General features: G+C 59.7%; 19 protein-coding genes. 14 read left to right on the top strand and 5 right to left on the bottom strand.

Going from position 1 to position 23,762, the window contains the following annotated elements; translation table 11 throughout:
- Window positions 1–109: 109 nt before the first annotated feature.
- Window positions 110–781 (bottom strand): COG4648 family protein, encoded by a 672-nt coding sequence (locus J8Z04_RS03460; protein ID WP_192848528.1) that lies wholly within the window; start codon window positions 779–781, stop codon window positions 110–112.
- A 15-nt stretch (window positions 782–796) separates the two neighbouring features.
- Between J8Z04_RS03460 and J8Z04_RS03455 the strand changes: the two genes are divergently transcribed.
- From J8Z04_RS03455 to J8Z04_RS03415, 9 genes are read left to right on the top strand one after another with little or no spacing between them, the layout of a single operon-like run.
- Complete coding sequence (locus tag J8Z04_RS03455) at window positions 797–1,081, top strand: phosphopantetheine-binding protein (RefSeq protein ID WP_043561817.1); 285 nt, start codon at window positions 797–799, stop codon at window positions 1,079–1,081.
- On the top strand, window positions 1,081–2,721 hold the full coding sequence (locus J8Z04_RS03450; protein WP_052349227.1) for an AMP-binding protein: 1,641 nt from the start codon (window positions 1,081–1,083) through the stop codon (window positions 2,719–2,721). Before J8Z04_RS03455 ends, J8Z04_RS03450 begins: the two co-directional genes overlap by 1 nt.
- A complete protein-coding gene (locus J8Z04_RS03445) occupies window positions 2,721–3,632 on the top strand; it encodes an LpxL/LpxP family acyltransferase (protein ID WP_192848527.1) in 912 nt (303 codons plus the stop codon). Before J8Z04_RS03450 ends, J8Z04_RS03445 begins: the two co-directional genes overlap by 1 nt.
- 4 nt (window positions 3,633–3,636) lie before the next feature.
- Window positions 3,637–4,260: a LolA-related protein gene (locus tag J8Z04_RS03440; RefSeq protein WP_192848526.1), complete on the top strand. Its 624-nt coding sequence runs from the start codon at window positions 3,637–3,639 to the stop codon at window positions 4,258–4,260.
- Complete coding sequence (locus tag J8Z04_RS03435) at window positions 4,257–6,575, top strand: MMPL family transporter (protein WP_192848525.1); 2,319 nt, start codon at window positions 4,257–4,259, stop codon at window positions 6,573–6,575. The genes J8Z04_RS03440 and J8Z04_RS03435 overlap by 4 nt, the downstream gene beginning before the upstream one ends.
- Window positions 6,572–7,777: a beta-ketoacyl-[acyl-carrier-protein] synthase family protein gene (locus tag J8Z04_RS03430; RefSeq protein WP_192848524.1), complete on the top strand. Its 1,206-nt coding sequence runs from the start codon at window positions 6,572–6,574 to the stop codon at window positions 7,775–7,777. Before J8Z04_RS03435 ends, J8Z04_RS03430 begins: the two co-directional genes overlap by 4 nt.
- Window positions 7,774–8,571, top strand: coding sequence for a beta-ketoacyl synthase chain length factor (locus J8Z04_RS03425; RefSeq protein ID WP_043561829.1), 798 nt, complete (start codon window positions 7,774–7,776; stop codon window positions 8,569–8,571). Before J8Z04_RS03430 ends, J8Z04_RS03425 begins: the two co-directional genes overlap by 4 nt.
- Complete coding sequence (locus tag J8Z04_RS03420; protein ID WP_192848523.1) at window positions 8,558–8,983, top strand: phosphotransferase; 426 nt, start codon at window positions 8,558–8,560, stop codon at window positions 8,981–8,983. Before J8Z04_RS03425 ends, J8Z04_RS03420 begins: the two co-directional genes overlap by 14 nt.
- Before the next feature lie 6 nt (window positions 8,984–8,989).
- Window positions 8,990–10,255: an NAD(P)/FAD-dependent oxidoreductase gene (locus J8Z04_RS03415; RefSeq protein ID WP_081562531.1), complete on the top strand. Its 1,266-nt coding sequence runs from the start codon at window positions 8,990–8,992 to the stop codon at window positions 10,253–10,255.
- 10 nt (window positions 10,256–10,265) lie between these two features.
- On the opposite strand, the gene J8Z04_RS03410 is transcribed toward J8Z04_RS03415, so the two are convergent.
- The gene (locus J8Z04_RS03410; protein WP_192848522.1) at window positions 10,266–11,162 is read right to left on the bottom strand and encodes a LysR family transcriptional regulator ArgP; all 897 of its coding nucleotides are present in this window, start codon (window positions 11,160–11,162) and stop codon (window positions 10,266–10,268) included.
- A 72-nt stretch (window positions 11,163–11,234) separates the two neighbouring features.
- Here J8Z04_RS03410 and J8Z04_RS03405 point away from each other — a divergent pair, with 72 nt between their 5' ends.
- Window positions 11,235–11,861: a LysE/ArgO family amino acid transporter gene (locus J8Z04_RS03405; protein WP_103765730.1), complete on the top strand. Its 627-nt coding sequence runs from the start codon at window positions 11,235–11,237 to the stop codon at window positions 11,859–11,861.
- Between the two features lie 82 nt (window positions 11,862–11,943).
- Here the strand turns inward: J8Z04_RS03405 and J8Z04_RS03400 are convergent, their stop codons facing one another.
- Together J8Z04_RS03400 and J8Z04_RS03395 are read right to left on the bottom strand one after the other, a co-directional pair.
- Window positions 11,944–15,534 carry an autotransporter outer membrane beta-barrel domain-containing protein gene (locus J8Z04_RS03400; RefSeq protein ID WP_192848521.1) on the bottom strand — a complete coding sequence of 1,197 codons (3,591 nt, stop codon included), beginning with the start codon at window positions 15,532–15,534 and terminating at the stop codon, window positions 11,944–11,946.
- Window positions 15,535–15,829: 295 nt separating this feature from the next.
- Window positions 15,830–16,285, bottom strand: coding sequence for an RrF2 family transcriptional regulator (locus J8Z04_RS03395; RefSeq protein ID WP_043561842.1), 456 nt, complete (start codon window positions 16,283–16,285; stop codon window positions 15,830–15,832).
- Between the two features lie 187 nt (window positions 16,286–16,472).
- Here J8Z04_RS03395 and cysK point away from each other — a divergent pair, with 187 nt between their 5' ends.
- Window positions 16,473–17,474 carry a cysteine synthase A gene (gene cysK / locus J8Z04_RS03390; protein ID WP_043561845.1) on the top strand — a complete coding sequence of 334 codons (1,002 nt, stop codon included), beginning with the start codon at window positions 16,473–16,475 and terminating at the stop codon, window positions 17,472–17,474.
- A gap of 134 nt (window positions 17,475–17,608) precedes the next feature.
- On the opposite strand, the gene J8Z04_RS03385 is transcribed toward cysK, so the two are convergent.
- The gene (locus J8Z04_RS03385) at window positions 17,609–18,379 is read right to left on the bottom strand and encodes an SDR family NAD(P)-dependent oxidoreductase (protein ID WP_043561847.1); all 771 of its coding nucleotides are present in this window, start codon (window positions 18,377–18,379) and stop codon (window positions 17,609–17,611) included.
- Between the two features lie 486 nt (window positions 18,380–18,865).
- On the opposite strand from J8Z04_RS03385, the gene tauD reads away from it, so the two are divergent.
- From tauD to J8Z04_RS03370, 3 genes are all read left to right on the top strand, one after another.
- On the top strand, window positions 18,866–19,765 hold the full coding sequence (gene tauD / locus J8Z04_RS03380; protein WP_192848520.1) for a taurine dioxygenase: 900 nt from the start codon (window positions 18,866–18,868) through the stop codon (window positions 19,763–19,765).
- A gap of 8 nt (window positions 19,766–19,773) precedes the next feature.
- Window positions 19,774–21,129, top strand: a complete 1,356-nt coding sequence (locus tag J8Z04_RS03375) for an amino acid permease (RefSeq protein WP_192848519.1) — start codon at window positions 19,774–19,776, stop codon at window positions 21,127–21,129.
- Window positions 21,130–21,211: 82 nt separating this feature from the next.
- Window positions 21,212–23,716, top strand: coding sequence for a TonB-dependent receptor (locus tag J8Z04_RS03370; RefSeq protein ID WP_232086383.1), 2,505 nt, complete (start codon window positions 21,212–21,214; stop codon window positions 23,714–23,716).
- Window positions 23,717–23,762 lie beyond the last annotated feature (46 nt).

Here is a 23,762-nt window from a genome sequence, read left to right as displayed (position 1 = left end):
AATACCATCATGTTTCAGGCCATCCCCTGCAAATTCACCCATCTGCCCGTGTCTTAAGCGAAAGCCCAGCCAGATGACAGGCCTTAATGGCCAGCCAGAAACCTGCCATTCATTTCAGGTCCTTCCGCATGAAAACGGCACGGCCAGCCATGAAATTCTGCTTCAGGGTGGAATGGTCATAATGCCGGATGACGAGACGGCGGATGATCATCTCCACAGCAAAGAAAACGACCGCCGCAAGGCCTGTTCCTCCCTCAAGAGGCCAACGCCATGCCCTCTCATGTGGTGCCCAGAGCCACAACATGAGAGGGGCCAGCAGAGCAAGAGTGAAAAAAATGCTCCATGCCCATGTCACACCCACCGTATAACGCTGCACATCCGCCCGCAGGGGAGTCCCATGCACGGCCCCGGCCAGCCGGGTCACCAATGGGACCTGCTCCCGCCTGAGAGAGCGGACAAACAGCCACAGCATCCCCCACAACATCAACCCGTAAATGGCCAGCTGGTCACACACTCTGGACAGGGCCGGAGCATACCACCCCAGTACCCCTACAACAGGTACGAACACGAACCAGCCCGGATGCCGTCCGGACAGCAGAGCGGCCAGCTGCATCATCAGGCCAAGACAGACACAGCCTGCGGACCAGCCAGCACTTTCCGGCACCAGACTGACCAGCCCAACACCCCCGAGCAGCAGGACCAGCCGCCATGACCGGGTTGCCCACCTCTTGCTGAAGGATAAACCCGATGCTAAACTGTGATAGACCTTCCCTATCATCAATGGATTAACCTCTTAGTGACGACAGTTTCCGCTTCTCACGATCAGACGCCTCTGGAACGTGAATTGGCTGCCCATTTGACAGAGGCCGTCCAGCTGGACATGGATCCCCTGGACATTGATCCCGAAATGCCCCTCTTTGGTGAAGGGCTGGGGCTGGATTCCATCGATGTGCTGGAAATAGCCCTCATGGTCAACACACAATACGGGATCAAGCTGGAATCACATGATGATGACAACCGCAAGATCTTTCACTCCCTCCGGTCTCTTGCACACCATATCAGCACACACCGTCCGGGCTGATGCCTGCCCTGCCTGATCTGTCCCTCATCACGACGCCGGGCCGCCCCGTCTTCCATACGGCTGCGGGGCCTCTGTGCGGCACGCAGCTTCTGTCCCATGCCTGGGCACTGGCCGAGCGGCTGCCAGAGCGCCCCATCATCAACCTGCACACCAATCTGGTCCAGTTCACGCTCGTCTTTCTGGCCGCCATGATGAAGGGGCAGTATTGCCTGCTCTCCAGCAATCATGCCGTTTCCCAGCTCATGGCCCTGCAACAGGCCCATGGAGCCCTCTGCACGGGGCCGTCCCTGCCTGAATCCCTGGCCAGCCTGACCCTGCCCCCCCTTGCCGAACTGACATCATCCCGTCAGGACAACATCCAGCTGCCTGCCGGGCACGAGGCAGCGCACGTCTTTACATCCGGCAGTACCGGGCAGGCCAAAGTCCATAAAAAACGCTGGGGAGAACTGGTTGCCCGCAGCCATGCTGCCCTGCCCCTTCTGGCACCGTCCCGTCCAGACGGGACAACCCTGCTGGGTACCGTACCCCCCTACCACATGTACGGTTTTGAGACACTCATCCTGCAAAGCCTGCATACACCAACCGCCACAGCCAGCGGCCCCTGCTTCTTCCCCGGGGATGTGGAAAAGCTGCTGGACAGCACGCCATCTCCCCACACGCTCATCACCACCCCCATCCATCTGCGCTCTCTCACGACGGCCAGAGCCAGACTGCCTGGGCTGGAACGCATCATCTCGGCATCTGCTCCACTCCCCCGGGAACTGGCTCTGGAGGCTGAAGAACGCTTCCATGCGCCGGTCATGGAAATTTATGGTGCCACCGAGACTGGTTCCATCGCCAGCCGCCGGACTGTCAGCCCCGATCCGTGGCAGCTCTATGACGGGCTGACCCTGACAGCCGACCCGACTGATGACCAGACCCATATCTGCATGGCTCCCCATGCCACGCCACATCCTCTGAATGATGTCATCACCATGCAGGGGGACCGCCATTTCCATCTGGTCGACCGCAAGGGGGACCTGCTCAAGATCGCTGGCAAACGAACCTCCTACGGAGCACTCAACAAGGCCCTGCTCCAGACGGATGGCCTCCTGGACGGCTGCTTTGCTCCCCTGTTCAGCGAGGAAGACCTGAAGGAAGACCAGCCCGAACCGACACGCCTGCAGGCCTTCATCGTTGCGGGAACCGAGGTGACCACCACAGCCATCATGCGGGCCCTCCGCCAGCATGTGGACCCGGTCTTCATGCCACGACGGCTTGTCCGCCTCTCCCGCCTGCCCCGCAACCCTGTCGGCAAACTGACACGGCAGGCACTGGAAGGTCTCATCCGGGACCATGCGGAGAAACGGGCCCATCCACCTTTTTCCATCCCGGCCAGCCATCCGGCCCTGCCCGGCCATTTTCCCGGTAACCCCACCGTACCGGGCATTACCCTGCTGGAACGGATATTCACCCTGCTGGAGCTGGACGTCCGTACGATCAGCACCGTGAAGTTTCTCTCCGTCGTCCGGCCGGGCGACCCCATGCAGCTACTTTCCAGCGCTCTGGGCAATGGACAGATACGCTTCACCCTCCATCACCTTTCCGGCCCCCTGAAAGGAACCGTCATTCTCCGGGGGCAGGCCGGGAGCCAGCCCTGATGCAGCGCAACACATGGCTCCGCCCGGAGAAAGGCAACAGCCTGACCATCCGGCTGCTGATATGGGTTGCCCTGAATCTGGGATACCGGGTCACCGCCCTGCTACGCTGGCCAGCCACACTCTATTATGCAGCTGTCTATTCCTCGGTCCGCCGGGCCTCGTGGCAGTACCTGTCCCACCTGCACCGTGCCGGCGCACTGCGCCGTCCTCACTGGGGCATGGTGCTGCGCCATATCCACGCTTACAGCACCAATACTCTGGACCGCATATACCTGCTCAGTGGCCGCTTCCCACGGGAAAACCTCCACATCACCGGGCAGGACATCCTCCATGAAGCCCTGCACCAGAACAGGGGATGCATCATCATGGGGGCGCATATCGGATCATTCGATGCCCTGCGCCAATGCGGCCTGAATGCCTCTGTTCCGTTCCGCATGCTGATGTATCGCCGCTTCATCGGGGCCACATCCCGTTTCATTGAGGCCCTGGCACCGGGCTTCAATGCCGACATCATCGAGCTGGGGCAGCCAGACAGCATGCTGGCAACCCTCAAGGCCCTGCGGAACGGTGAATTCATCGGAATTCTGGCAGACAGGGCCCATGATGGTGGCCGCTCCATACCCATCCGCTTTCTGGGCGAGGAAGCTCCCATTCCCGCAGGTCCATTCCATCTGGCCAGACTGACCGGCGCACCGGTTGTGCTCGTCTCCGCCATAAGGCAAAAAAATGGCACCTACCATATTGCCTGCACAGGTCTGGCTGATACTCTTCTCCCGGAAACAGAGCCAGCCCCCGCACGGGAGGCGCTGCTCTCCCCCATGCAGGCTTATGTCCGCTGGATGGAAGAGCTGTGCCAGCGCCATCCCTACGCATGGTTCAATTTCTTTGATTTCTGGGAAAAAGGCCTCTGACATCATGAAATGCCTGCCCCTCTTCCTCCTTGTGCTGCCCCTCTTCTGGCGGGAGGCACAGGCAGACACTGCGGCCATGTCGCCTCCTGCCGCCAGTGCCATCACCTCGCCCACCGCAGAGGAGAAGGCTCTGGCTGTCAACATCCTGCACCACATTGGTCTGGTCTCGCAGAGGGAAAACCACTTCACGGAGACACGCCAGCTGCACGCTCTCAAAGTGCCACTTCACAGCGAGGGAACACTCCGTTTCATTCCCCCCGATCGGGTGGAAAAACTCACCCTCACCCCTGTGCAGGACAGTTTCATCATGCAGGGGGACACGGCATGGCTCCGCCATGGCCAGACCCCCGCGCGGGCCGTACCACTACACATGAGCCCGGCGCTGCAGGTCATGGCCGCCACAATCCGGGGGCCGTTGCAGGGAGATGTCGCACTGCTCCAGCAGTATTACACGCTCTCCGCCACGGGTGACATGGGACGCTGGACCCTGACAATGACACCCCGCACACACGACACCGCCCAGATCGTCCGGCTCGTCCAGCTACAGGGCCGCAACAACTCGCTGGACAGCCTTCATCTTGTCCTGGCCAATGGCGATGTGACCGATACAGCCATCACCTCACCATGAAACGCCGTCTCCCCCTTCTGCTGGCCCTGCTCGGTGCCATCATGGTGGCGGCGGCAACATTCTCTGCCATCCCCCTCCGCATGGGGATGCAGGCCTTCCTGCCCCGCCCCCATGACGCAGCGTCCCAGTTCCTGCTGGATGAGCTGAACCACGGGCCTACCCAGTCCATCATGATCGCCTCCATCAGGGGCAACGATACGGCCAGCCTGCTCCAGACCGGGCACAGATTCCATGAGGCTCTGGCCGCAACGGGGCAGTTCAGCCTCATTCTGGATGGCCCGGCCTCCCTCTCATGGCAGAAGGACCAGCCGCTTTTTTTCGCCCACCGTTATGGACTGGCCCCTCATGACCGGACACGCCTTTTCTCCCCGGACGCCCTGAAAGCCGATACTGCCCAGCTTTATGACCTCCTCCAGTCCATGGCGGCTCCGCTGGTGGAGGATATCGGACTGAAAGACCCTACCGGCGCCTATGCCGACTATCTGGCCAGTCTGGAAAGCAGCACACCCCCCGCCAGCCTGGATGGCCTCTGGCTGACAGCAGACCACCATGCCACGCTCATGCTGCTCCAGCTTCGCCAGCCGACACTCGACCCCGCACAGCTGAAACACCTGCACCAGGCCATCCGGCAGGCTTTCGAGAACAGCAGGCCACCCCATGGCGGGGACTGCCAGCTGCTTCTGACAGGCTCCCCGGCTTTCTCCTTCATCGCCGCCCAGTCCCTCCGCCAGGACATGGACCGCCTCGCCCTTCTCTCCCTTCTCGTTGTGGTCGGCATCCTTTACTGGCGCTTCCGCTCTCTCTGGGTGCTGGCCACACTTGGCGTACCTTTCCTGCTCTCACTGTCCCTCTCCATGCTGGTAGTCCAGCTCTGTTTCGGCTGGGTTCATGGCATTGCAGTCGGCTTCGGCATGACCATGCTGGGTGTGTCGCTGGACTACCCTGTCCTTCTGCTGGGGCACCGGGACAGGGGGGAAGCCATTCCTGTCGTTCTGGGCCGCATTGGCACCAGCCTGAAACTGGCCACCCTCACGGCCATTGTCGGGCTGCTGAGCATGATCTTCTGTGGTCTGCCCGGCCTCATGGAACTTGGCCTTTTCTCCGCCACCGGGATTCTGACCGCCGCCTGCATCACCATCTGGATTCTGCCCCATCTGGTCACACAGGCTGACCTGGCCGCCCATCATCAGGGTATATCCCCCTCGCTGCTGCGCTGGGAGGCACTCCGCCGTTACCGTGTGCTCTGCCTTATGGTAGCACCTCCCGCCATGGCCGTGCTTCTGCTCCATCCCTTCAGGATCGAAAGACAGGGGGAAATCCTCAACCCCATCCCACCAGCCCTGCTGGAAGTGGACCATCAGCTGCACGAGCAGCTCGGCTCCCCCCAACCTGGTCTGATTGCCGTTGTCCACGCCCCGGACAGTGAACACATCCTGCAACAGGAGGAAGAGCTGCTCGGCCACCTGCCCGCCAGCCAGGACATGGACGATGCGGCCCGCCTGCTGCCCAGCAGAGCCCGCCAGCAGCAGCGGCTGGCCACCCTGCCCGCAGCGGACAGCATCCGGGCCAACCTCCAGACAGCCCTTCAGGCCTCCCCCTTCCAGCCCGAGGCTTTTGCCAACCTGCCAGAGGATGTGGAACAGGCCCGCCATCTACCACCTCTCGGGCTGGACGACATCGCCCATACAGCCGTGGGCCACCGCATCGATCTGCTGCTCATGGCCCGGCATGGTCTGTGGTATGGCCTCATCCTGCCCCGCTCACCTGCGGCATCTGCCTCTCTCGAGCGGCTTCACCAGCAAAAGCCTGACCTGCTGCTCGTCAACATGAAAACAGCCGTGGGAGACCTGCTGCGCCCCTATGTCCGAAAAGCGGCTTTCTGGCTGGCCACAGGGATTGCCGTTGCCCTGCTTACGCTGCTCGTCTGCCAACGCAGCCCGGCCTGCACGGGGCGTCTTGCCCTCACCCTTGGCCTGACAGGCCTGAGCGTGCTGGCCCTGCTGCGCCTTCACGGCCCTGTCTTTTCCATCATCCATATCGTGGCACTGGCCTTCGTGCTGGGTGTTGGCATAGATTACGCCCTCTTTTTCGGCCGCCCCCAGCTTGATGCCGCTGAGCGGACCCGGACACTCCGCACCCTGCTGACCTGCAACATGATGACCGTTCTCTCCTTTGCCATTCTGGCAAGCTGTCAAACCCCTCTCCTGCGGGAGCTGGGTCTCACCATTTCTTCTGGAGCCTTGTTCGCCATGATCTTCAGCTTCCTGCTGATGGGCACCATCCCAACCTCCTCCCAGCAGGGAAACCACGCATGACCGCATTGATCATCACGGCCGGAACAGCCATCAGCGCCATGGGGCGGGGCATGGAAGCCACCCGGACCTGTCTGCTGGAACAGCGCCAGACCCTCCAGCCTGACACGTTCCAGTCTCCGGGGCATGGCTATATCGGGCGCGTTGCCGGTGTGGAAGACCATCAGCTGCCAGGAGCCCTGCACCGGTTTGACTGCCGCAACAACAGGCTGGCCGACATGGCCCTGATGACCGATGATTTCATGGAGGCTGTCGCCGATGCCCGGGCCCATTATGGTCGCCATCGCCTTGCCGTTGTCATGGGCACCAGCACATCCGGCATCCTGACAACGGAAAAAGCCTATGCTGCCCGCAAAGACCGGGATGAAGCCCTGCCGCCGGATTTCCCCTATGACGGCACGCAGGACCTCTCCTCCCTGCCACGCTATGTGGCAGCCCGGCTGGATGTCACCGGGCCGATGCTGACAGTCTCCAACGCCTGCGCCTCCTCTACCCGTGCTTTCATTGATGCCGCCCACCTTCTGGCTACCGGTCTCTGCGATGCGGCCATTGTCGGCGGGGCGGACAGCCTCTGCCGCATGACACTCCAGGGCTTTGCCTCTCTCGGACTGGTCTCGGCCCATCCCACCCGCCCCTGCGATATCGGGCGCAGCGGTATTTCCATCGGCGAAGCCGCAGGCTTTGCCCTGCTGGAACAGGCCGATGGTCGGCCACGCCCTGCCCGGCCAGCCGGTTACCGTCTCCGCCTTCTGGGATATGGAGCCAGCAGTGATGGCCACCACATGTCCTCACCCGACCCGACAGGCAGCGGCGCCGCTCTCGCCATACAGAAAGCCCTGGCCCGGGCCAGCCTGCCACCAGAGGCCATAGGGTACATCAACATGCATGGCACGGGGACACCGGCCAATGACCAGATGGAAGACAGGGCCATGGCTTCCATCTTCGGCCGGGCCGTTCCCTGTTCTTCCACCAAAGGCTGGTCCGGGCACACATTGGGAGCTTCCGGAATTCTGGAGAGCATGATCTGTGCCATAGCCATACAGGACCAGTATCTACCACATTGCATGAACAGTCAGACGGTTGATCCTCTCTTCCAGAGTGATATTCTCCTTGCACCCCGCCACGGCAAGCTGAACTTCGTCATGAACAATTCTTTTGGTTTTGGTGGCACGAACAGCAGTCTCATCTTCGGACCACTGACATGATCATTTCCATCGCAGGTATCGGATGCTGGGGGGACGGCCTGCATGGTTGGGCGGAAGCGAAACCTGTCCTGCGAGGGGACACCCCCCATGACGGAACCAGCCTGACACTGCCCCCACCCGCCAGTCTGCCCGCCAATGAGCGCCGGAGAGCCAGCCAGGTCATCCGGCTGGCCATGCTCTGTGCCGAGGAAGCCTGCCAGCAGGCTGGGTGCCATGCCGGGGACCTGCCTGCCATCTTTGCCAGCTCCAACGGCGATGGTTTCATCATCAACCGTATTCTGGAGTCTCTCGCCAGCCCGGCAGGAGCTGTCTCACCCTCTCTTTTTCACAACTCCGTCCATAATGCGCCTGCCGGATACTGGATGATAAGCCACAAGAGCCACCAGCCTGCCGTCTCACTGGGGCTGCATGACGAAACCCTGCCCGCCGCCCTGCTGAAAGCGGCTGCCGAGGCCCATGCAGAGGAAAAGCCCGTTCTCTTCTGCCTGTATGATGCACCCATTCCCGGGTCACTCGGCACGGTCAGGCGGACCAGGGGCTCCTTTGGCTGTGCTCTCATCCTGACACCAGGCCGGGACACGTCACTCCAGCTTGCACTGTCCCTGAAAAATGGCAGGGATGTGCGTGACCCTTTTTCCTCCCTGCCTGAAAGCCTGGCAGACATGGCCCGCCACAATCCTGCGGGCCAGATACTGCCCCTGCTGCAGGCCATTGCCTGCGGGCAGGATCAGTCCATTTCCCTGCCCTACGGGGCCAACCATATGACAATTGCGCTGACCCATGCTCAACCGTGATGCCATCCTCCGCCATATCCCCCACCAGGGAGCCAGCTGCCTGCTGCATGCTGCGAACCATTGGGATGAAACACAGCTTGAGGCCACGACCCACCTCCATAACGACCCGGCCAACCCCTACCGGGTGGCGGGCCAGCTGCCCCCCGTCACCGGCGTGGAAATGGCCATGCAGGCGGCTGCCCTGCATGGCGCGCTGACAGCCCATGAGGCACGGCAGGGGTGGCTGACCAGTATCCGGGATGTCCAGATCCACTGTGACCGGCTGGACAATCCCGACTGGCCGCACCTCATCATCACCGTCATCCAGAAGCACCAGGCCCATGGCGGCATGATCTACGATTTCACCCTGCGGACCCCCTCTGCCAGACTGCTGATGGCCGGAACGGGTACCGTCATGCTCCCAACGGAATAAACCACCATGACCCAGTCCCCTCTCCCCTGTGATGTCCTGATCATCGGCGGTGGCCCCGCTGGCAGCACGGCTGCCACCGTTCTGGCCCGACGCGGGCTGGATGTCATCATGCTGGAAAAAGACCAGCATCCCCGCTTCCACATCGGTGAATCCCTGCTGGCCTGCAACCTGCCCATACTGGAGACGCTTGGTGTGCTGGACGATGTCGCAGCCATGGGGGTCTACAAACCCGGAGCCGAATTCGTGACAGATACCGGGGAAGGACGGCTTTCATTCCCCTTCCGTTACGCCATCGACCCGCAGGCAGATCATGCCTATCAGGTTCGCCGGTCAGAATTTGATGAGCTGCTCTTCCGCAATGCCGCCAAAGCAGGCGCAAAGACCTTTGAAAAAACCCGTGTCACGAAGGTCACCTTCCCGACACCGGATGCTCCCCTCGTGGAAGCAAAAACGGATGGAGAAAATCCCCGTTTCTTCACCCCACGATTCATTCTGGATGCGTCCGGCCGGGATACGCTCATGCTCCGCCAGCATGGAAAGAAATACAGCGACCTCCGCAACAACAAGGCCGCCATTTTCAGCCACTTCCGCAATGTCCCCCGGGCAGAAGGCGAAGGAATGGAGGGCTATATTTCCGTCCATCTCGTCAAGGGTGGGTGGTTCTGGATGATTCCCCTGCCGGATGACATCATGAGTGTCGGCTTCGTGGGGGACCATGACAGCTTTAAAAATCACGGTGGCTCGCTGGATACTCTCTTCTGGAAGACCGTACAGTCCAGCCCCAGCGTACGGGAGCGCATGAGCCAGGCGGAAGCACTGGCACCACTCACCACGACCGGCAACTACTCTTACAAGGGGAACAAGGCCTGGGGAGAGCGCTATTTCATCATCGGTGATGCTTTCGGCTTTCTGGACCCCGTTTTCTCATCAGGAATCATGCTGGCCATGCAGGGAGCACTCCGCGGCGCCGATGTTGCCAGCACCTGGCTGCTTGATCCAGCCCGGGGGCGCAGGGCGGCCCGCAAGGCTGAACGTAAAACAAGACAGGAAATGCGGCTGATCGGCTGGCTCGTCTATCGCATCAACGACCCGCTGCTGCGCTACTTCTTCATGCGGCCAAAGAACAGTCCGCTCCGGATGCGGGATGCCATCATCTCGCTTCTTGCAGGCAACTTCTCGCCCTCATGGCGGATCATGCTCCCCTTCCGGGCCTTCACGGCCATTTTCGCTTTTGCCAAGCGCTTCGGCCGCCAGCAGGGGAAAAACGCCTGATCAGACCGGATCAATCAGTCAACCACTCTGCCGCCACACGCTGCACATTCTGGCTCAGCCGGTTCAATGCCGAACCATAAAGGCGGGGGACTGACCAGAAAAGCGGCATGGAAGGCCGGTGCGCTGGGGGCAGTTCCACCAGGGCACCGCTTCGCAGATGATGTTCCACAAGCGGCAGAGGATGCATGGCCCAACCAAGACCATGAAGGCAGAGGTCCAGAAACGCTGTGGAAGAACGTATCCAGCAGGCGGGGGCACCCAGCGTGACGCCATACACTGCCTCTGCCCACCGGGCCTGAAACATATCCCGCCGATCGAACCGCAGATAGGGAGCCTTCTGCACGGTTTCGGCCGTCACACCCTGAGAAAAATGCACCCCCATGAAGGACGGGCTGGCGCAGGCCACATAAACCATACGCCCCAGCGAGACCGTTCTGCACCACGGGAGCGGATCGGACAATGCCGTCACAGCAGCCATGACATCCCCGGACCGCAGACGCTCCGCCGTACAGCTCTCATCATCAATGGAAATATCCAGTGTTATGGCAGGGTCCTGCCGGGCAAAGGCCATCATGGCATGAGAAAACCACGTCGTGATGCTGTCTGCGTTGACGGCAAGTTTCACCGTAGCCGGAAGTGTGGCCCCTCTGTCCTGCCAGGCCAGCCGGGCGGCCAGATCACTCTCCAGCACCCTGACACAGTCGAAATGACGGCAGAGCATTGTCCCGAGTTCTGTCAGCCGACATGGCTGCCCACGAATGACCAGAACACCCCCCAGACGTTCCTCAAACCCGCGGACACGCTGTGAAACGGCAGACGGTGTCAGCCCGAGTACAGCGGCTGCCCTCTCGAAACTACCTTCCCGCACGACAGCACTAACAGCTGTCAGGGCAGCGTAATCGAACATGATGAAGTTTTCCTTCATTCAATGAAATAAAATCAGCTGTTCTGTATATACCCTGCCTGTCATAGACGGGCCATGCACACGATCATCACCCCCATCATGACCGGTTTCTGCCTTGGCGCCTCTGCCATCATCGCTGTTGGAGCCCAGAATCTTTTCATTCTGCGACAGGGCCTGAAGCGGGAGCATGTCCTGCCCATCATCCTGCTCTGCGCCAGTGTGGATGCGGTCTTCATCACAGCCTCCGTCCACGGCGTTGGAAAAATTGTCGCCGCCATGCCGTTCTTTACGGACATCCTGACCTATGCTGGCGCTGCTTTCCTCATCTGGCAGGGCCTCTCTGCCTTACGCCACATGACAACCAGCAGCTCTGTCACACTGGAAGACCAGCCTCCGCAGAGCCTGCGCAAAGTCATTGCCATGACCTGCGGCTTCACACTGCTGAATCCTCATCTGTATCTGGATACGGTGCTCCTCATGGGGTCTGTCAGCCTCACCCAGCCTGAAGGCAGCCGCTCATGGTTCGGGCTTGGTGCCGTACTGGCCAGTTTTGTCTGGTTCCCCCTGTTGGGTTACGGAGCCAGAGTGCTGCGTCCCTTTTTCAGCAATCCACTCTCATGGCGAATTCTGGATGGGGTAACTGCCGCCATCATGCTCACCCTGGCAGGAACCCTGCTCTATCACGCTGGCCTGGCAGGGTGAGCCTGCGCCCCCCTGACACGGCAGACACAAAAAAGGCCGCCCATGATGGACGGCCTTTTTCCTGATCCATTCCTGACGCCTGTCAGAACTGCACTTTGACGGACCCTGTAGCACCACTGTCCATGGCATGCTCGCCATACTGCCCCGTGTAGGACAGGTCGAGATCCACAGAATCCGTGACCCGGGCCGCTACACCCGCCTTGATCACAGCAGCATCACGGGACAGCAGCACGCCATTGACATTCATGCCACTGCCATCACCCATGAAACGTTCCGTCCTGCTGGAGCCGAGGCTGCCATAGGCACGGCGGTAAGCCCCCATGGCATGGGCCCGCAGCCACATCTCTCCAATCTGGAAGCTGCGTGCCACACGGAAACCAAAGCTGGTGAAGCCCACGCTACGATCCTTGGACTGACCATACAGGGCAGCCACGCCATGCTCCTGGAAACGGCCTGCGTACTGGTTGACGTAGGACCCCTCGAAGAAAGGTTCAAACTGGAACTTGTCAAAGTCAAACTTGTAGCTCAGCTCCGTAAAGGCACGGGCCGTCCCGTTACGGTAATTGCTGGTCTGCCGGCCACCAAAATCAGCCACCTGCACATGCCGACGCATGTTCATCAGGTTCCAGGTGTAGAAGGCCCCCAGACGCAGATTGAAGCGTCCCCAATGAGACCCGGCATAACTGCCCAGGCTGATGTTGTTGCTGTTACCAGACGAGTTGCTCGTCCCATTGGCATTGAACATGGAATGCCCGTAGGCAATCATGCCACCCACACGCCACCGGTCATCAACTGGTGTATCCACACCCATGACGAATCCGGCTGTCTGATGGTGCAGCAGGCTTGCGTTCCCGCCGCCACCATTATGCCCCAGGCTGCCATAAGCTTGACCCCACATGATGGTGTGGTCGCTGTGGCACTGGGATTCCTTGCGCCGTGTGTAGAAATTGTAATGCCCCTGGGCGGACATTTTTCCATCACCATCACACCCTGCCTCAACCAGACGGTCCAGCACGGCCTGTTCCAGCAGATAGCTGTCCTGGATCAGGGCAGTCCGGGCAGATGCGTGGATGTCACCAGAGAGATTACCCAGTGCACGACGGGCCTCACCAGCGGAACTGACGCCTGTCATGGCCTGCACCACGCTACTGCCACTGGCCATGCCATCAAGTGCATGGCCAACTTCACGCTCGTTCTGGTTCCCCGCCACGCTGCTAAAGGAGACATTATTACGGGCATAGACCACGTCCACGGCCTGATTCTCGAACGCCAGATAAGGCGACACGAACAGGCCATCTGGCAGATTGCCTGTCAGGGCGTTGTCACGATCGGCACTGACCGTCCCTGTTGCTGTGAGGATACGATAACCATCCCCTGCATAGATACGGCCATTGTCGTTCTTCACAACATTGAGGGTCGCACTGTTCAGCTGGGCATCACCATTCACATGGATCAGGCCACTATTGAGCTGACGGTAGGAGCCTGTCAGCGAACGGCCGGTCGTATCGATCGTACCATTCTGGCGGCTATACCCCTGAACGTTGTTCAGCGTGATGTAGGAGTTGGACGAAACCGGTGTGGAGCCTGCGCCCACGGACAACACAGACTGGTGACCCGCAGTGCCATTCATTGCCAGAGCCGTCCCCTGATGCCCGGCAGCACCGATATTCAGGGTTCCGCTGCTCTGGTTCCAGTTAGCCTCAACGGTACCACCTGCCGCAACTGTCGTGACGGCAGCAGCCCCATTATCTGTTGTGTTACCTGTCAGACGGGCACCATCCTCAACCGTGATCCCGGAAGAAGAAGAATTGTTGCTGTCAGACGCCTGACCATACCCGGAAGCAACGGCCAGCGTCGTGTCCTTGCCCGACACGACCGTCTCACCCTGGTAGCTGTTGTCATGATTGGCCACATACAGCGTACCGCCGCCTGTTGCCGTCAGACCGCCAGTCCCCGTCAACTTGCCTGTCAGATAGGTGCTCTGCTGGTTTGTATCGAATGTCCCATGCCAGACAGCCTCCCCGGAGGGAGTCCCATCGGACAGATAGACATTGGAATCCACATGCAGGTCGCTGCCCTGACGGTTCTGGATGACGCCGTTACCGTACAGGACCACGCCACCATTCTCCTTGGCAGACGTCCCATTCGTCTGGGTGGCATCACTGCTGATACCACTGCTGCCGTTCGTGTCGCCAGCAACCAGAGTACCGGTTGCTGCCCCGGCATTGGACTGATCCTCACCACCAACCCGCAGCTGACCATCGCTCATGATATGAACATTGCCAGCATTGTTGATGGTACCACCAGCAGTCACACCGGCATAATAGCGGGGTGCTGTACCATTGCCCTCACCAATGACCATGCCACCCTGACCAACATTCAGCTGACCACCGGGCTGGGTCACACCACCTTCGGCAGAACCAACAGTCAGAGAGCTGTTAGAGGCCAGGTGCCCGTCCGTGTCCTCGCCACTAACGGCCACGCCATAGGCTGTCACCTCACCACCCTTCTGGATGCTCAGATGACCGGTCCCCTGCTGGCCAACAACGAGGTTCCCCGTGTCGCCGCTACCCGTCAGATCCATTCTGGACTGGACATTGCCACTGGCATTCTGCCCGTCACCGACCGTCACATACCCAACGGACCCAGCCTGATTCCCGAGGGTGACATTGCCATCCGTGGTGACCGTACCGCCATTCCGGACATTCAGCGCCCCCTGGCCCTGGTCACCGACAACCATCTGTACGGCCTGGTCCCCATCCTTCTTGGCTGTCAAGGACGAACCGGAGCCATCAACCGTCACGCTACCCTGGGAGCCAGCACTGCCACCGACAACCACATCGCCACCCACAACGGCCTTGCCGCCCTGCGTGACAGACAGGTTGCCCTCGCCATCAGCCCCAACAAACATGCCACCAGCACCAACGGTCAGACCGCTGCCTGCCCCGGTAACAGACACATCACCCTTGCCGGAGGCCTGGTTGCCGATAGCGACAGTCATGGCACCCACCTGGCCACCATTCTGGACAATCAGACGGTTTTCCTGCCTCGTATCGCTGGCACCGTAGCTCTGATCGCCATTGCCAACAATCAGCTGACCATAAGGCTGCATGACCTTGCCATCACTGTCTGTCTGGCCACGCAGCAGCAGGATGCCATCCTTGTCCACTGTCAGCGTACCAGAATCGTTGGCGGCCAGACCAACTATCGTTGCCCCCCCGGAAGTGATGCCACCAACCTTGCCATCACTGCCTGTCAGGGTCAAAGATCCATTACCACGGACAAACGTACGCCCATTATAGACATTCTGCCCCGTGAACGTCACGTTGTTGGGCTGGGTCTGCTGCGTCTGATTGACAGACTCGCCCGTATTGACATCAACACCACCGGCCTGGTCGATGGCGGCTGTCTGATCAGCACTCCCACGGATGGAACCCGAGAAGGTCTGATCCGTTCCATCTCCTTTGACACGATAGATATCGCTGCCCGTATTGATGACGCTCCCCTGATCGGACAGGTTCGTCACTTCCTTGACGGACGGCTCCTGACCATTGATCGATACCGGCGTGGCCGCCGAGACCGCGTCCGCAGCCTGGGCAGGCGTAAGGACAGGCCCGAAAGGCGTTACCTCCACACAGAACAAAGCCGCTGTAAAGAAAAGTTTATTCCGCATGACTTTCCCCGCACCCGTACTCCATTGCAGTCCTCTCCTCCCAACAATGCCAAAAAACAGACTGCCCCCGGAGGGCACAGTCCAATGAGAAGAGCGACTATGTTCATCGAAAAGTAATATAAAATTAAAATTAATACAAGTTGTTTGTTAAGTTAACGATAACCATAATGAAACCATATTTTCACTCTATTATGACCGAGCGAGCTCGTGATGCCGACATGACAGACCCCCTCCGGAATCAGCAGAAATGCTGTCCGGACATGGAGAAGCAGTCTCATCAAAAAAGAGAGGGATCTTATATGGTGAAGGAAATGGGCGCCTGTCTGGGCCGCTCCAGCCCTTCACGCTCGGCCTTCTGGAGAAGATCAGCCAAGGTGATCGCTGAAAGCCGATCCTTGATTCCTTCATTCAGATCAGCCCACAATGGTGCAATCACCAAAGACTGGAGGGGACTGCCATCCCGCTCCTGCAAGGCAGCCACCTGGTCCCGCACACCAACAGCACAGACAATCTCGTGCAGGCTGACCACCCGTGGGGACCGTCCCAGCCGGTATCCCCCTTTTGGCCCACGAACACTGTCCAGAAGCTCCGCCCGTGAAAGAGCCTGGAGCACCGGCTCGATTCCACGCCTCAACAGACCGCTGCGCCTGGCTATGTCCGCGCCACTCACGACCCCGGACCGTCCGGCATAAAAGGCCACATCAAGCATGATGGACAGGGCCGTCAGGATACGATCGTTTTTCAGATACATCATTCACTCTTCAGCCATCAAAGCGTCAGCCTCCTTTTAGCCCATCTCGCGTTATAAGAAAGAAAATTATGCGAATGTTTCGCGATCCTTTACCGTTTCTTCTCCAGTCTTTCCAAAGCGACATGACGAATACCGGGCAGACCTGCTAGTCTTGTTCTTACATTCATCATGGCAGGGAGTACCAACGATGACAGAACCTCGCTCATCAGATTTTCCTTTCCCTCTTTCCACGACCCCGTTCGCAGCCCCCCGTGGGCATGTCTATCCTTCTTTCATGGAAGTCGTGGGCGGCACTCCGCTGGTGGCCGTTCCCCGGCTGACAGAAAAGGAAGGGTTGAAAGCCAACCTGCTGCTCAAGCTGGAGTTCTTCAACCCTCTGGCCTCCGTCAAGGACAGGATCGGCGTGGCCATGCTGCGGGAAGCACAGGAAAAGGGACTGATCACACCGGGCAAGTCCGTTCTCGTGGAGCCGACATCCGGCAATACCGGCATCGGCCTCGCTTTTGCGGCAGCCTCCATGGGCTACCGGATGATTGTCACCATGCCGGAAAGCGCCTCGATGGAGCGGCGTAAAATGCTGGCCCTGATGGGAGTGACCCTGGAGCTGACCCCCGCCCCACAGGGCATGAAAGGGGCCATCAGCAAAGCACAGGAGATCCTTGAAAAAACCGAAAATGCCTGGATGCCCAGCCAGTTCACGAATCCAGCCAATCCGAAGGTTCATGCCGAGACAACTGCTGAGGAAATCTGGACAGACACGGCCGGTGCCGTAGATGCCGTCGTGGCAGGTCTGGGTACTGGGGGAACGGCGTCCGGCATTGCCCATGCTCTCAAGCCACGCAAGGAAGGGCTGAAAGTGTTTGGTCTTGAGCCCTCCGAAAGTGCCGTCCTCAATGGTGACGATCCTGGCCCGCATGGCATCCAGGGGCTTGGCCCGGGCTTCAAGCCCGATACGCTGGACATCCGTGCGCTGGACAAGGTCATCCCCGTCACCGAGCATGATGCCCTGACGACAGCCCGCCTCTGCGCCCGCACGGAAGGTCTGCCCATTGGCATTTCCGCTGGGGCAGCCCTGTTTGCCGCCATGGAGCTCGCCAAAAAAGACGAATGGGCTGGCAAGACCATCGTAGCCATCGTGCCTGACTTTGCCGAGCGTTACCTTTCAACGGCTCTGTTCTCCGGCCTTTGAGAGACCTGATCCCGCCTGCCAGACCGTAGGCTACTCTCCGGCTGGCAGACATGCAGCGATGAAAAAAGCCTCCGTTCCCGGCATGGGAACGGAGGCTTTTTTAAAGACTCGCGGGCCTGCTTCGGCCCTGCGCCTTACTCGGCGGTATAACCACCGTCGATCACCAGCTCGGTTGCCGTGACGAACTTGGATTCGTCAGAGGCCAGGTACAGAACACCGTAGGCCACGTCTTCCGGCGTGCCCAGATGACCGACTGGATGGATGTCCACCAGATGCTGATAGGCGGCCTTGTCGGTACGGGTCAGCTCATCAACCAGCGGTGTCTGGATGTAACCCGGGCAGACGCTGTTGATGCGGATCTTGTACCCGCTGCGGGCACAATGCAGGGCAGCAGACTTGGTGAGCATCTTCACGCCGCCCTTGGAGGACCCATAGGCAGCCAGATTCGGAATACCAACCAGTGCAGAGCTGGAACACATGTTGACGATGGAACCGCCCTCACCGCCATTCAGCTCCCGCATGATCTCGACGGCATATTTGGTGCCGAGGAACACACCATCCAGATTGATGGACTGCACACGGCGCCAATCCTCCAGAGACGTGCTCTCGATGGTCCCGTCATAGGCGATGCCAGCGTTGTTGACGACAATGTCCAGACGGCCATCATGTTCCTTGATGGCAGCCATCGTCTTCTTCCACTCGTCTTCCTTGGCCACGTTCAGGGGCAGGAAGCAGGCCTTGCCGCCAGCCTTGCGGATTTCTTCCACAACCTCTTCACCACCCTTCGGGTTGAGGTCAGCCACGATGACCTTGGCACCTTCCTTGGCCAGAACCTTGGCAATCCCCTTGCCAATGCCGCTGCCGGCGCCTGTCACGAGTGCAATCTTTCCAGCAATCCGTCCCATCTGTCATCTCCTCAGATAAAGGTGTCTGTTGTCACGCTACTCTCTTTGCATGAAAGGTCTTTGATTTATATCAAATTAACTACTGCCCTCTGCCACTCCATTACTGTTTCCCGTCATCGACTCCATCATGCTCCGCAGTCTTCAGCGCTTTTTCATTCAGCATCCATTAATGCATATCATCCATGCCCTTACAGCACTCCCACATGGCCCGATGGGGAGCCGGTCCCCCATCGCATGCCACAATAACCGGGTCATCAATTAATACGAAATAATATAGTTGTTTATAGAGAGCTGGGAAAAGCACGCTACCAGGCCTTTCACCCAGCAGGATCACTTCACAAAAATATATATAAAACAGTGTGTTATGAAAAAATTTACTCAAAATGACATTTTTCACTTTCAAATAAGATGAAATACCACATTATGACATTCGGATATGTTGTTTTATAAAATGACTATCATAATTAGTTTTATGGAGTTCCTACCATGGCTTCCACCGCTGCTGCTTTCGCTCCGCTACACCATGCCCCGGTCACCCTGAAGGCCATCCCCCTCAGCCCGGCCATCGGCGCCATCGTAGAAGGTGTGGATATTTCACAACCCCTGTCTCCGTCGCAGAAGAACGACATCCACGAGCTGCTTCTGCGCCATCAGGTCCTCTTCTTCCGTAAACAGACCATCACACCCAAACAGCAGCGGGACTTTGCCCGCAACTTTGGCAAGCTGCATCTCCACCCCATATTCCCGACCGTCCCCGACGTGCCGGAAGCCATCGTGCTGGATACCGCCAAGAACGACCTGCGGGACAATGCCCTGTGGCATACGGATGTCACCTTCCAGCAGGAACCGCCAAAAGCTGCCGTGCTGACCAGCCGCCTCCTCCCGGAAACAGGCGGGGGAGATACGCTCTGGGCCAGTGGTACCGCTGCCTATGATGCCCTTTCCGACGGCATAAAACAGCGCATCGACACGCTGACAGCCCAGCATGACTTTCTCCGCTCCTTTCCTGTCTCCCGTTATGGCCGCACGGATGAAGAGCGGAAAAAGTGGGCTGAAACACGCAACAATTTCCCACCCGTGACCCATCCTGTCGTCCGCATCCACCCGGAAACGGGAGCAAAGGGGCTGTTTGTCAGTGAAGGCTTCACGACCGAAATCAACGATGTGGACCCCGAAGAAAGCGCTGCCCTGTTGGCTTATCTGACCCGTCATGCCACAAAACCTGAATTCTCCGTCCGCTGGCGGTGGGAAGAGGGTGACGTTGCCTTCTGGGACAACCGCATCACGCAGCATTATGCCGTGAATGACTATCTCCCCGCCCGGCGGATCATGAACCGCATCACCATCATCGGGGACCGCCCCTATGGCCCCGGTCAGAAAGGATAACGTACCCGATGAGCCAGCCTCCTGCGTCACCGTCATCCTCGTCCGGTGCCCCTGCCGCAAGCCGTTTCAAAGGGCTGCATGTCGCCATGATCTCCATTGGCGGCATCATCGGGGCGGGGCTGTTCGTCGGAACGTCCGCCACCATCGCCGCAGCCGGTCCTGCTGTCCTGCTGTCCTATCTGGCAGCGGGAATCGTCGTCTGGCTGGTGATGCGTCTGCTGGGAGGGCTGGCCATCAACGCACGGGGGCAGGGGTCCTTCATCACCCACATCGCCACCCATAATGGCCCCAGGGCAGCCTTCATTACAGGCTGGAGCTATGCCTTCCTCTGGGCCGTGACGGCCGGAGCACAGGCCGTTGCCGGTGGCATGATCATCGGACGGCTGGCAGGCGTTGCCCCCCTCTGGGGAGCGCTTGTCCTTGTTGCCATTGCCTGGACGATAAACCGTCTCTCCCTGCGCCATTACGGGCAGGCGGAAACAGGTCTCTCCATTTTCAAACTGCTCTTTCTGGGCGGTTTCATCGCCCTCGGCCTGGGCTGGCTGGCTCTCTCCGGTCATCCCTTCGCCATAGCGCTCGACAACATCACCGCACATGGAGGCATCTTCCCCAAAGGAAGCTGGGCTGTCATCGGGGCTGTCCCCATGATCGTGCAGACCTTCACCGGCTGCGAGATTGCCATCATCGCCGCCACGGACAGTGACCGCCCCCTGCGGGCCATCGCCCATACCATGCGGCGCCTCCCTTTGCAGGTCCTGTTCTTCTATGCCGGGTCGGTACTGGTCATCATCTCCCTGTTGCCGTGGAATGGTGTGCATGTAGGGCAGTCCCCCTTCCTGAGCGTGCTGGAATATCTCCGTGTTCCGCTGGCCCGCTACGCCGCCATTGCCGTAACACTGGTCGCTGTCCTCTCCTGCCTCAATTCAGCTGTCTATGTCGTGTCCCGCACCTTGCGGGAACTGGCCGATCTGCGCCTCGCCCCGCAGAAACTGACAGAAGAAACAGACCGGCAGGTCCCCATCTGGTCCCTGCGCCTGACCACCCTGCTGGAGCTGGCTGTCATCGCTGCTGCCATCGGCTCGCCGGAAACACTCTATCCCGTTCTTCTCGGCTCATCAGGCGGGCTGATCCTGTTCATCTATTTCATGATCGCCATCGCCTACTGGCTCTGGGCCCGGCAGTCACAGACAGCCACGGCCCTGCCGCTGGCCAAGGGACTGGCCGTGCTCATCCCAGTTCTTGGAGCCATCCTGCTCATTCTGCCCTCCGCACGCGGGGATGCCCTGCTGTCACTCGCCGTCATTCTGCTTCTGACGCTGACCAGCCTGACTTTCATCATCCGGCGATGTCTGAACAGGGCCTGATACCTCTCTCATAAAACCGGGGTGCCCCAAAGATGGGGCACGACTCCGGCACCTGCCCTTTCACCGTCTCAACGGATCCGTCATGCCATCATATCGCCATCTGTTCTGGATGGGCCTCACCGGCCTGTCCGCACCCTTTGTCGTGCCTGCTTCACTCCAGGCCGCCGGTCTCCATAACAGCCCGGAAACTGACCGTCACACCCAGCATCTCACGTCTCGCCATGCAGACGGCAAGACGGGTCGTCTCCGATCATCAGCCCCTCATCCGGGGGGCGCTGCCACAGCTGGGGCCAGCACGAAACGCCATGCCCGCAAGGCCGTTCATGGCGGGTATGAGACCCTGTCCGTCCGCACCCGTCACATCATGCAGGGCACGCAGCTCGTGCTGGGGCACAAGCAGCTGGAACAGCAGGTACCCGGCACCAACCCCCTCCGCACGCTGGCCCAGATGCCGGGCGTGCAGTTCCAGTCCGACGACCCGCAGGGTGTGGACACCTACTCGACCCAGATTTACATGCATGGCTTCATCCAGAACGAGATCGGCATGACGCTGGATGGCCTGCCCCTCGGGGAGCCGACCTTCCGCAACTATAACGGGCTGAACCCGCTACAGGCCATTTCCTCGGAGAATGTGGAACGGCTGGAGGTCACCCAGAGTGCCGGGGCGGAAAGCACGGCCAGCACCAACAATCTGGGGGGCAGCATCAATTACGTCTCCAGCAACCCCAAGAACAGAACGGGAGGGCTGGTTGCCCAAACCTTCGGCAGCAATGCGCTGTTCCATTCCTTCTTCCGGTTCGACTCCGGCAGGCTGAATGAGAGCGGCACGAAGTTCTACGTCTCCTACATGCGCAATCAGGGCGACAAATGGAAGGGCGGCGGAGACCAGTTCATGCAGCAGGTCAATGCCAAGCTGGTCCAGCCCATCGGGGAACGGAGCCAGGTTTCCGCCTTCTTCAACTGGGATGCCCTCCAGATGGTGAACTATCAGGATTACGCTCCCAGCTGGCTGGACCAGGCTGGGTCCCGGCTGGACAATTTCTACGGGCGGCCCGGCGCATGGGCCAGAGCCTACCGGGCCGCACGGGGGCAGTACCCTGCCGCCTATGACCGGCTGTCAGACCCCAAGGATGTTTCCTACTACGACAGTACGGCCAGCTCGTCCGACCTGTTCGGAGGCATCAAGGCTGACCTTGCCCTGACCGACCGCCTGACATGGAAAAGCAGCCTCTATGGCCACAGCGAGACCGGCCACGGCACCTATGCCAGCCCCTATGCGTACCAGAACGGTATCGATACCGTTCAACTCAATGGTGGCCCCATTTTCGAGCAGGTCCGCCATCCTTCCATCGAACGGTTCGGCGGGCTGACTTCCTTCGATTACCGCCTGAAGCGGCATGATCTCTCCGTGGGGTTCTGGTACGAGAACAACCGGTATGATTCCTACGCCTATGCCTACCAGCAGCCCGACAGCCCCAACGGCACACCCCTGAATCCATTCAAAAGCTTCAGGAACGTTCCCGGCCGGACCCTCTGGGGGCAGCGTTACAACACCAACAGCTTCACGGCCTACGTGCAGGACACCTATCACCCCATCAGGTCCGTTGCGCTGCATTTTGGCTTCAAGTCCATTCTCAATACGACCCGTGTGGGCCATGCCACCAACTGGGAACCCCGCTTCCCGGCTCTGGCCAGCGGAGAAAGCCTGACGACCGCCAAGGCCTTCCTGCCCCATATCAGCGGGGACTGGCACTTCCTCCACCATCATGAGCTCTTCTTCGACATTTCCGAGAATGCCCATGCCTACAGCCAGTCCGGCTACAACTCCAGCAACTCACCTTTTGCGGTGTCCCAGCTGGCCTACAACGCCACGAAGAACAGCCTGAAGCCGGAAACGGCCTGGACCTTCGCCGGAGGCTACCGCTACACCAACCATCTCATCCAGAGCAGCCTGTACCTGTACCGCACCAACTTCCATAACCGCCTCCAGCAAATTCTGGGCAGCGCGGGTGCCGGGTCCATCCTCACCAACAACACCTCCACCGTGCAGAATGTGGGGGGCGTGACCATGAATGGCGTGGATGGGGCCATCACCATCACGCCGCTGCCCGGCCTCGCCCTGCTCAACAGCATCAGCTACGACAAGGCAACGTACGACCAGAACATACGCAGCGGCGGAACGCTCTATGCCACGAAAGGTCGGCAGGTGGTGGCGTATCCCCGCTTCATGTACAAGGCCCGCCTCTCCTATGAGTGGCGGCATCTGCAGGCCTATGTCGATACCCAGTATTATGGGAAGCGCAGCTATGACTATGTGGGCGACTACAAGCTGCCAACCTACTGGCTGGCCAATTTCGGCCTGATCTACACGCTGGACATGACCCGTCTCGGAATGCGCAACCCTACGGCCGTGAGGAATCTGGTCTTCGCCTTCAACATCTACAATCTGGCCAACACCAGATACGCCTCCACCGTGGGCCAGAACGGCTTCACGATGGATAACCAGGGCGGAGCAGCCTACAACAACCAGTCCATCCTTCTTGGCGCACCCCGCCAGTTCTTCGGCTCCGTCAAGGCGGAGTTCTGAGACACCCCACCTGCAAGAACGGGCCGGAAAGGACAGTCCCTTCCGG

This window comes from Bombella apis (genome assembly GCF_018221685.1).
Taxonomy (GTDB): Bacteria; Pseudomonadota; Alphaproteobacteria; order Acetobacterales; family Acetobacteraceae; genus Bombella; species Bombella apis.
The sequence above is the reverse complement of the archived record's forward strand: the minus strand, read 5'-3'. Positions and strand labels throughout refer to the sequence as shown.

Bases quoted from the DNA above. Each gene is read 5' to 3' on its own strand.
- J8Z04_RS03425 (WP_043561829.1), top strand. From the start codon at position 7,774: ATGATCATTTCCATCGCAGGTATCGGATGCTGGGGGGACGGCCTGCAT.
- cysK (WP_043561845.1), top strand. From the start codon at position 16,473: ATGACAGAACCTCGCTCATCAGATTTTCCTTTCCCTCTTTCCACGACC.
- J8Z04_RS03435 (WP_192848525.1), top strand. From the start codon at position 4,257: ATGAAACGCCGTCTCCCCCTTCTGCTGGCCCTGCTCGGTGCCATCATG.
- J8Z04_RS03445 (WP_192848527.1), top strand. From the start codon at position 2,721: ATGCAGCGCAACACATGGCTCCGCCCGGAGAAAGGCAACAGCCTGACC.
- J8Z04_RS03420 (WP_192848523.1), top strand. From the start codon at position 8,558: ATGCTCAACCGTGATGCCATCCTCCGCCATATCCCCCACCAGGGAGCC.
- J8Z04_RS03405 (WP_103765730.1), top strand. From the start codon at position 11,235: ATGCACACGATCATCACCCCCATCATGACCGGTTTCTGCCTTGGCGCC.
- J8Z04_RS03375 (WP_192848519.1), top strand. From the start codon at position 19,774: ATGAGCCAGCCTCCTGCGTCACCGTCATCCTCGTCCGGTGCCCCTGCC.
- J8Z04_RS03385 (WP_043561847.1), bottom strand. From the start codon at position 18,379: ATGGGACGGATTGCTGGAAAGATTGCACTCGTGACAGGCGCCGGCAGC.
- J8Z04_RS03430 (WP_192848524.1), top strand. From the start codon at position 6,572: ATGACCGCATTGATCATCACGGCCGGAACAGCCATCAGCGCCATGGGG.
- J8Z04_RS03395 (WP_043561842.1), bottom strand. From the start codon at position 16,285: ATGTATCTGAAAAACGATCGTATCCTGACGGCCCTGTCCATCATGCTT.
- J8Z04_RS03440 (WP_192848526.1), top strand. From the start codon at position 3,637: ATGAAATGCCTGCCCCTCTTCCTCCTTGTGCTGCCCCTCTTCTGGCGG.
- tauD (WP_192848520.1), top strand. From the start codon at position 18,866: ATGGCTTCCACCGCTGCTGCTTTCGCTCCGCTACACCATGCCCCGGTC.
- J8Z04_RS03415 (WP_081562531.1), top strand. From the start codon at position 8,990: ATGACCCAGTCCCCTCTCCCCTGTGATGTCCTGATCATCGGCGGTGGC.
- J8Z04_RS03370 (WP_232086383.1), top strand. From the start codon at position 21,212: ATGCCATCATATCGCCATCTGTTCTGGATGGGCCTCACCGGCCTGTCC.
- J8Z04_RS03450 (WP_052349227.1), top strand. From the start codon at position 1,081: ATGCCTGCCCTGCCTGATCTGTCCCTCATCACGACGCCGGGCCGCCCC.
- J8Z04_RS03410 (WP_192848522.1), bottom strand. From the start codon at position 11,162: ATGTTCGATTACGCTGCCCTGACAGCTGTTAGTGCTGTCGTGCGGGAA.
- J8Z04_RS03400 (WP_192848521.1), bottom strand. From the start codon at position 15,534: ATGCGGAATAAACTTTTCTTTACAGCGGCTTTGTTCTGTGTGGAGGTA.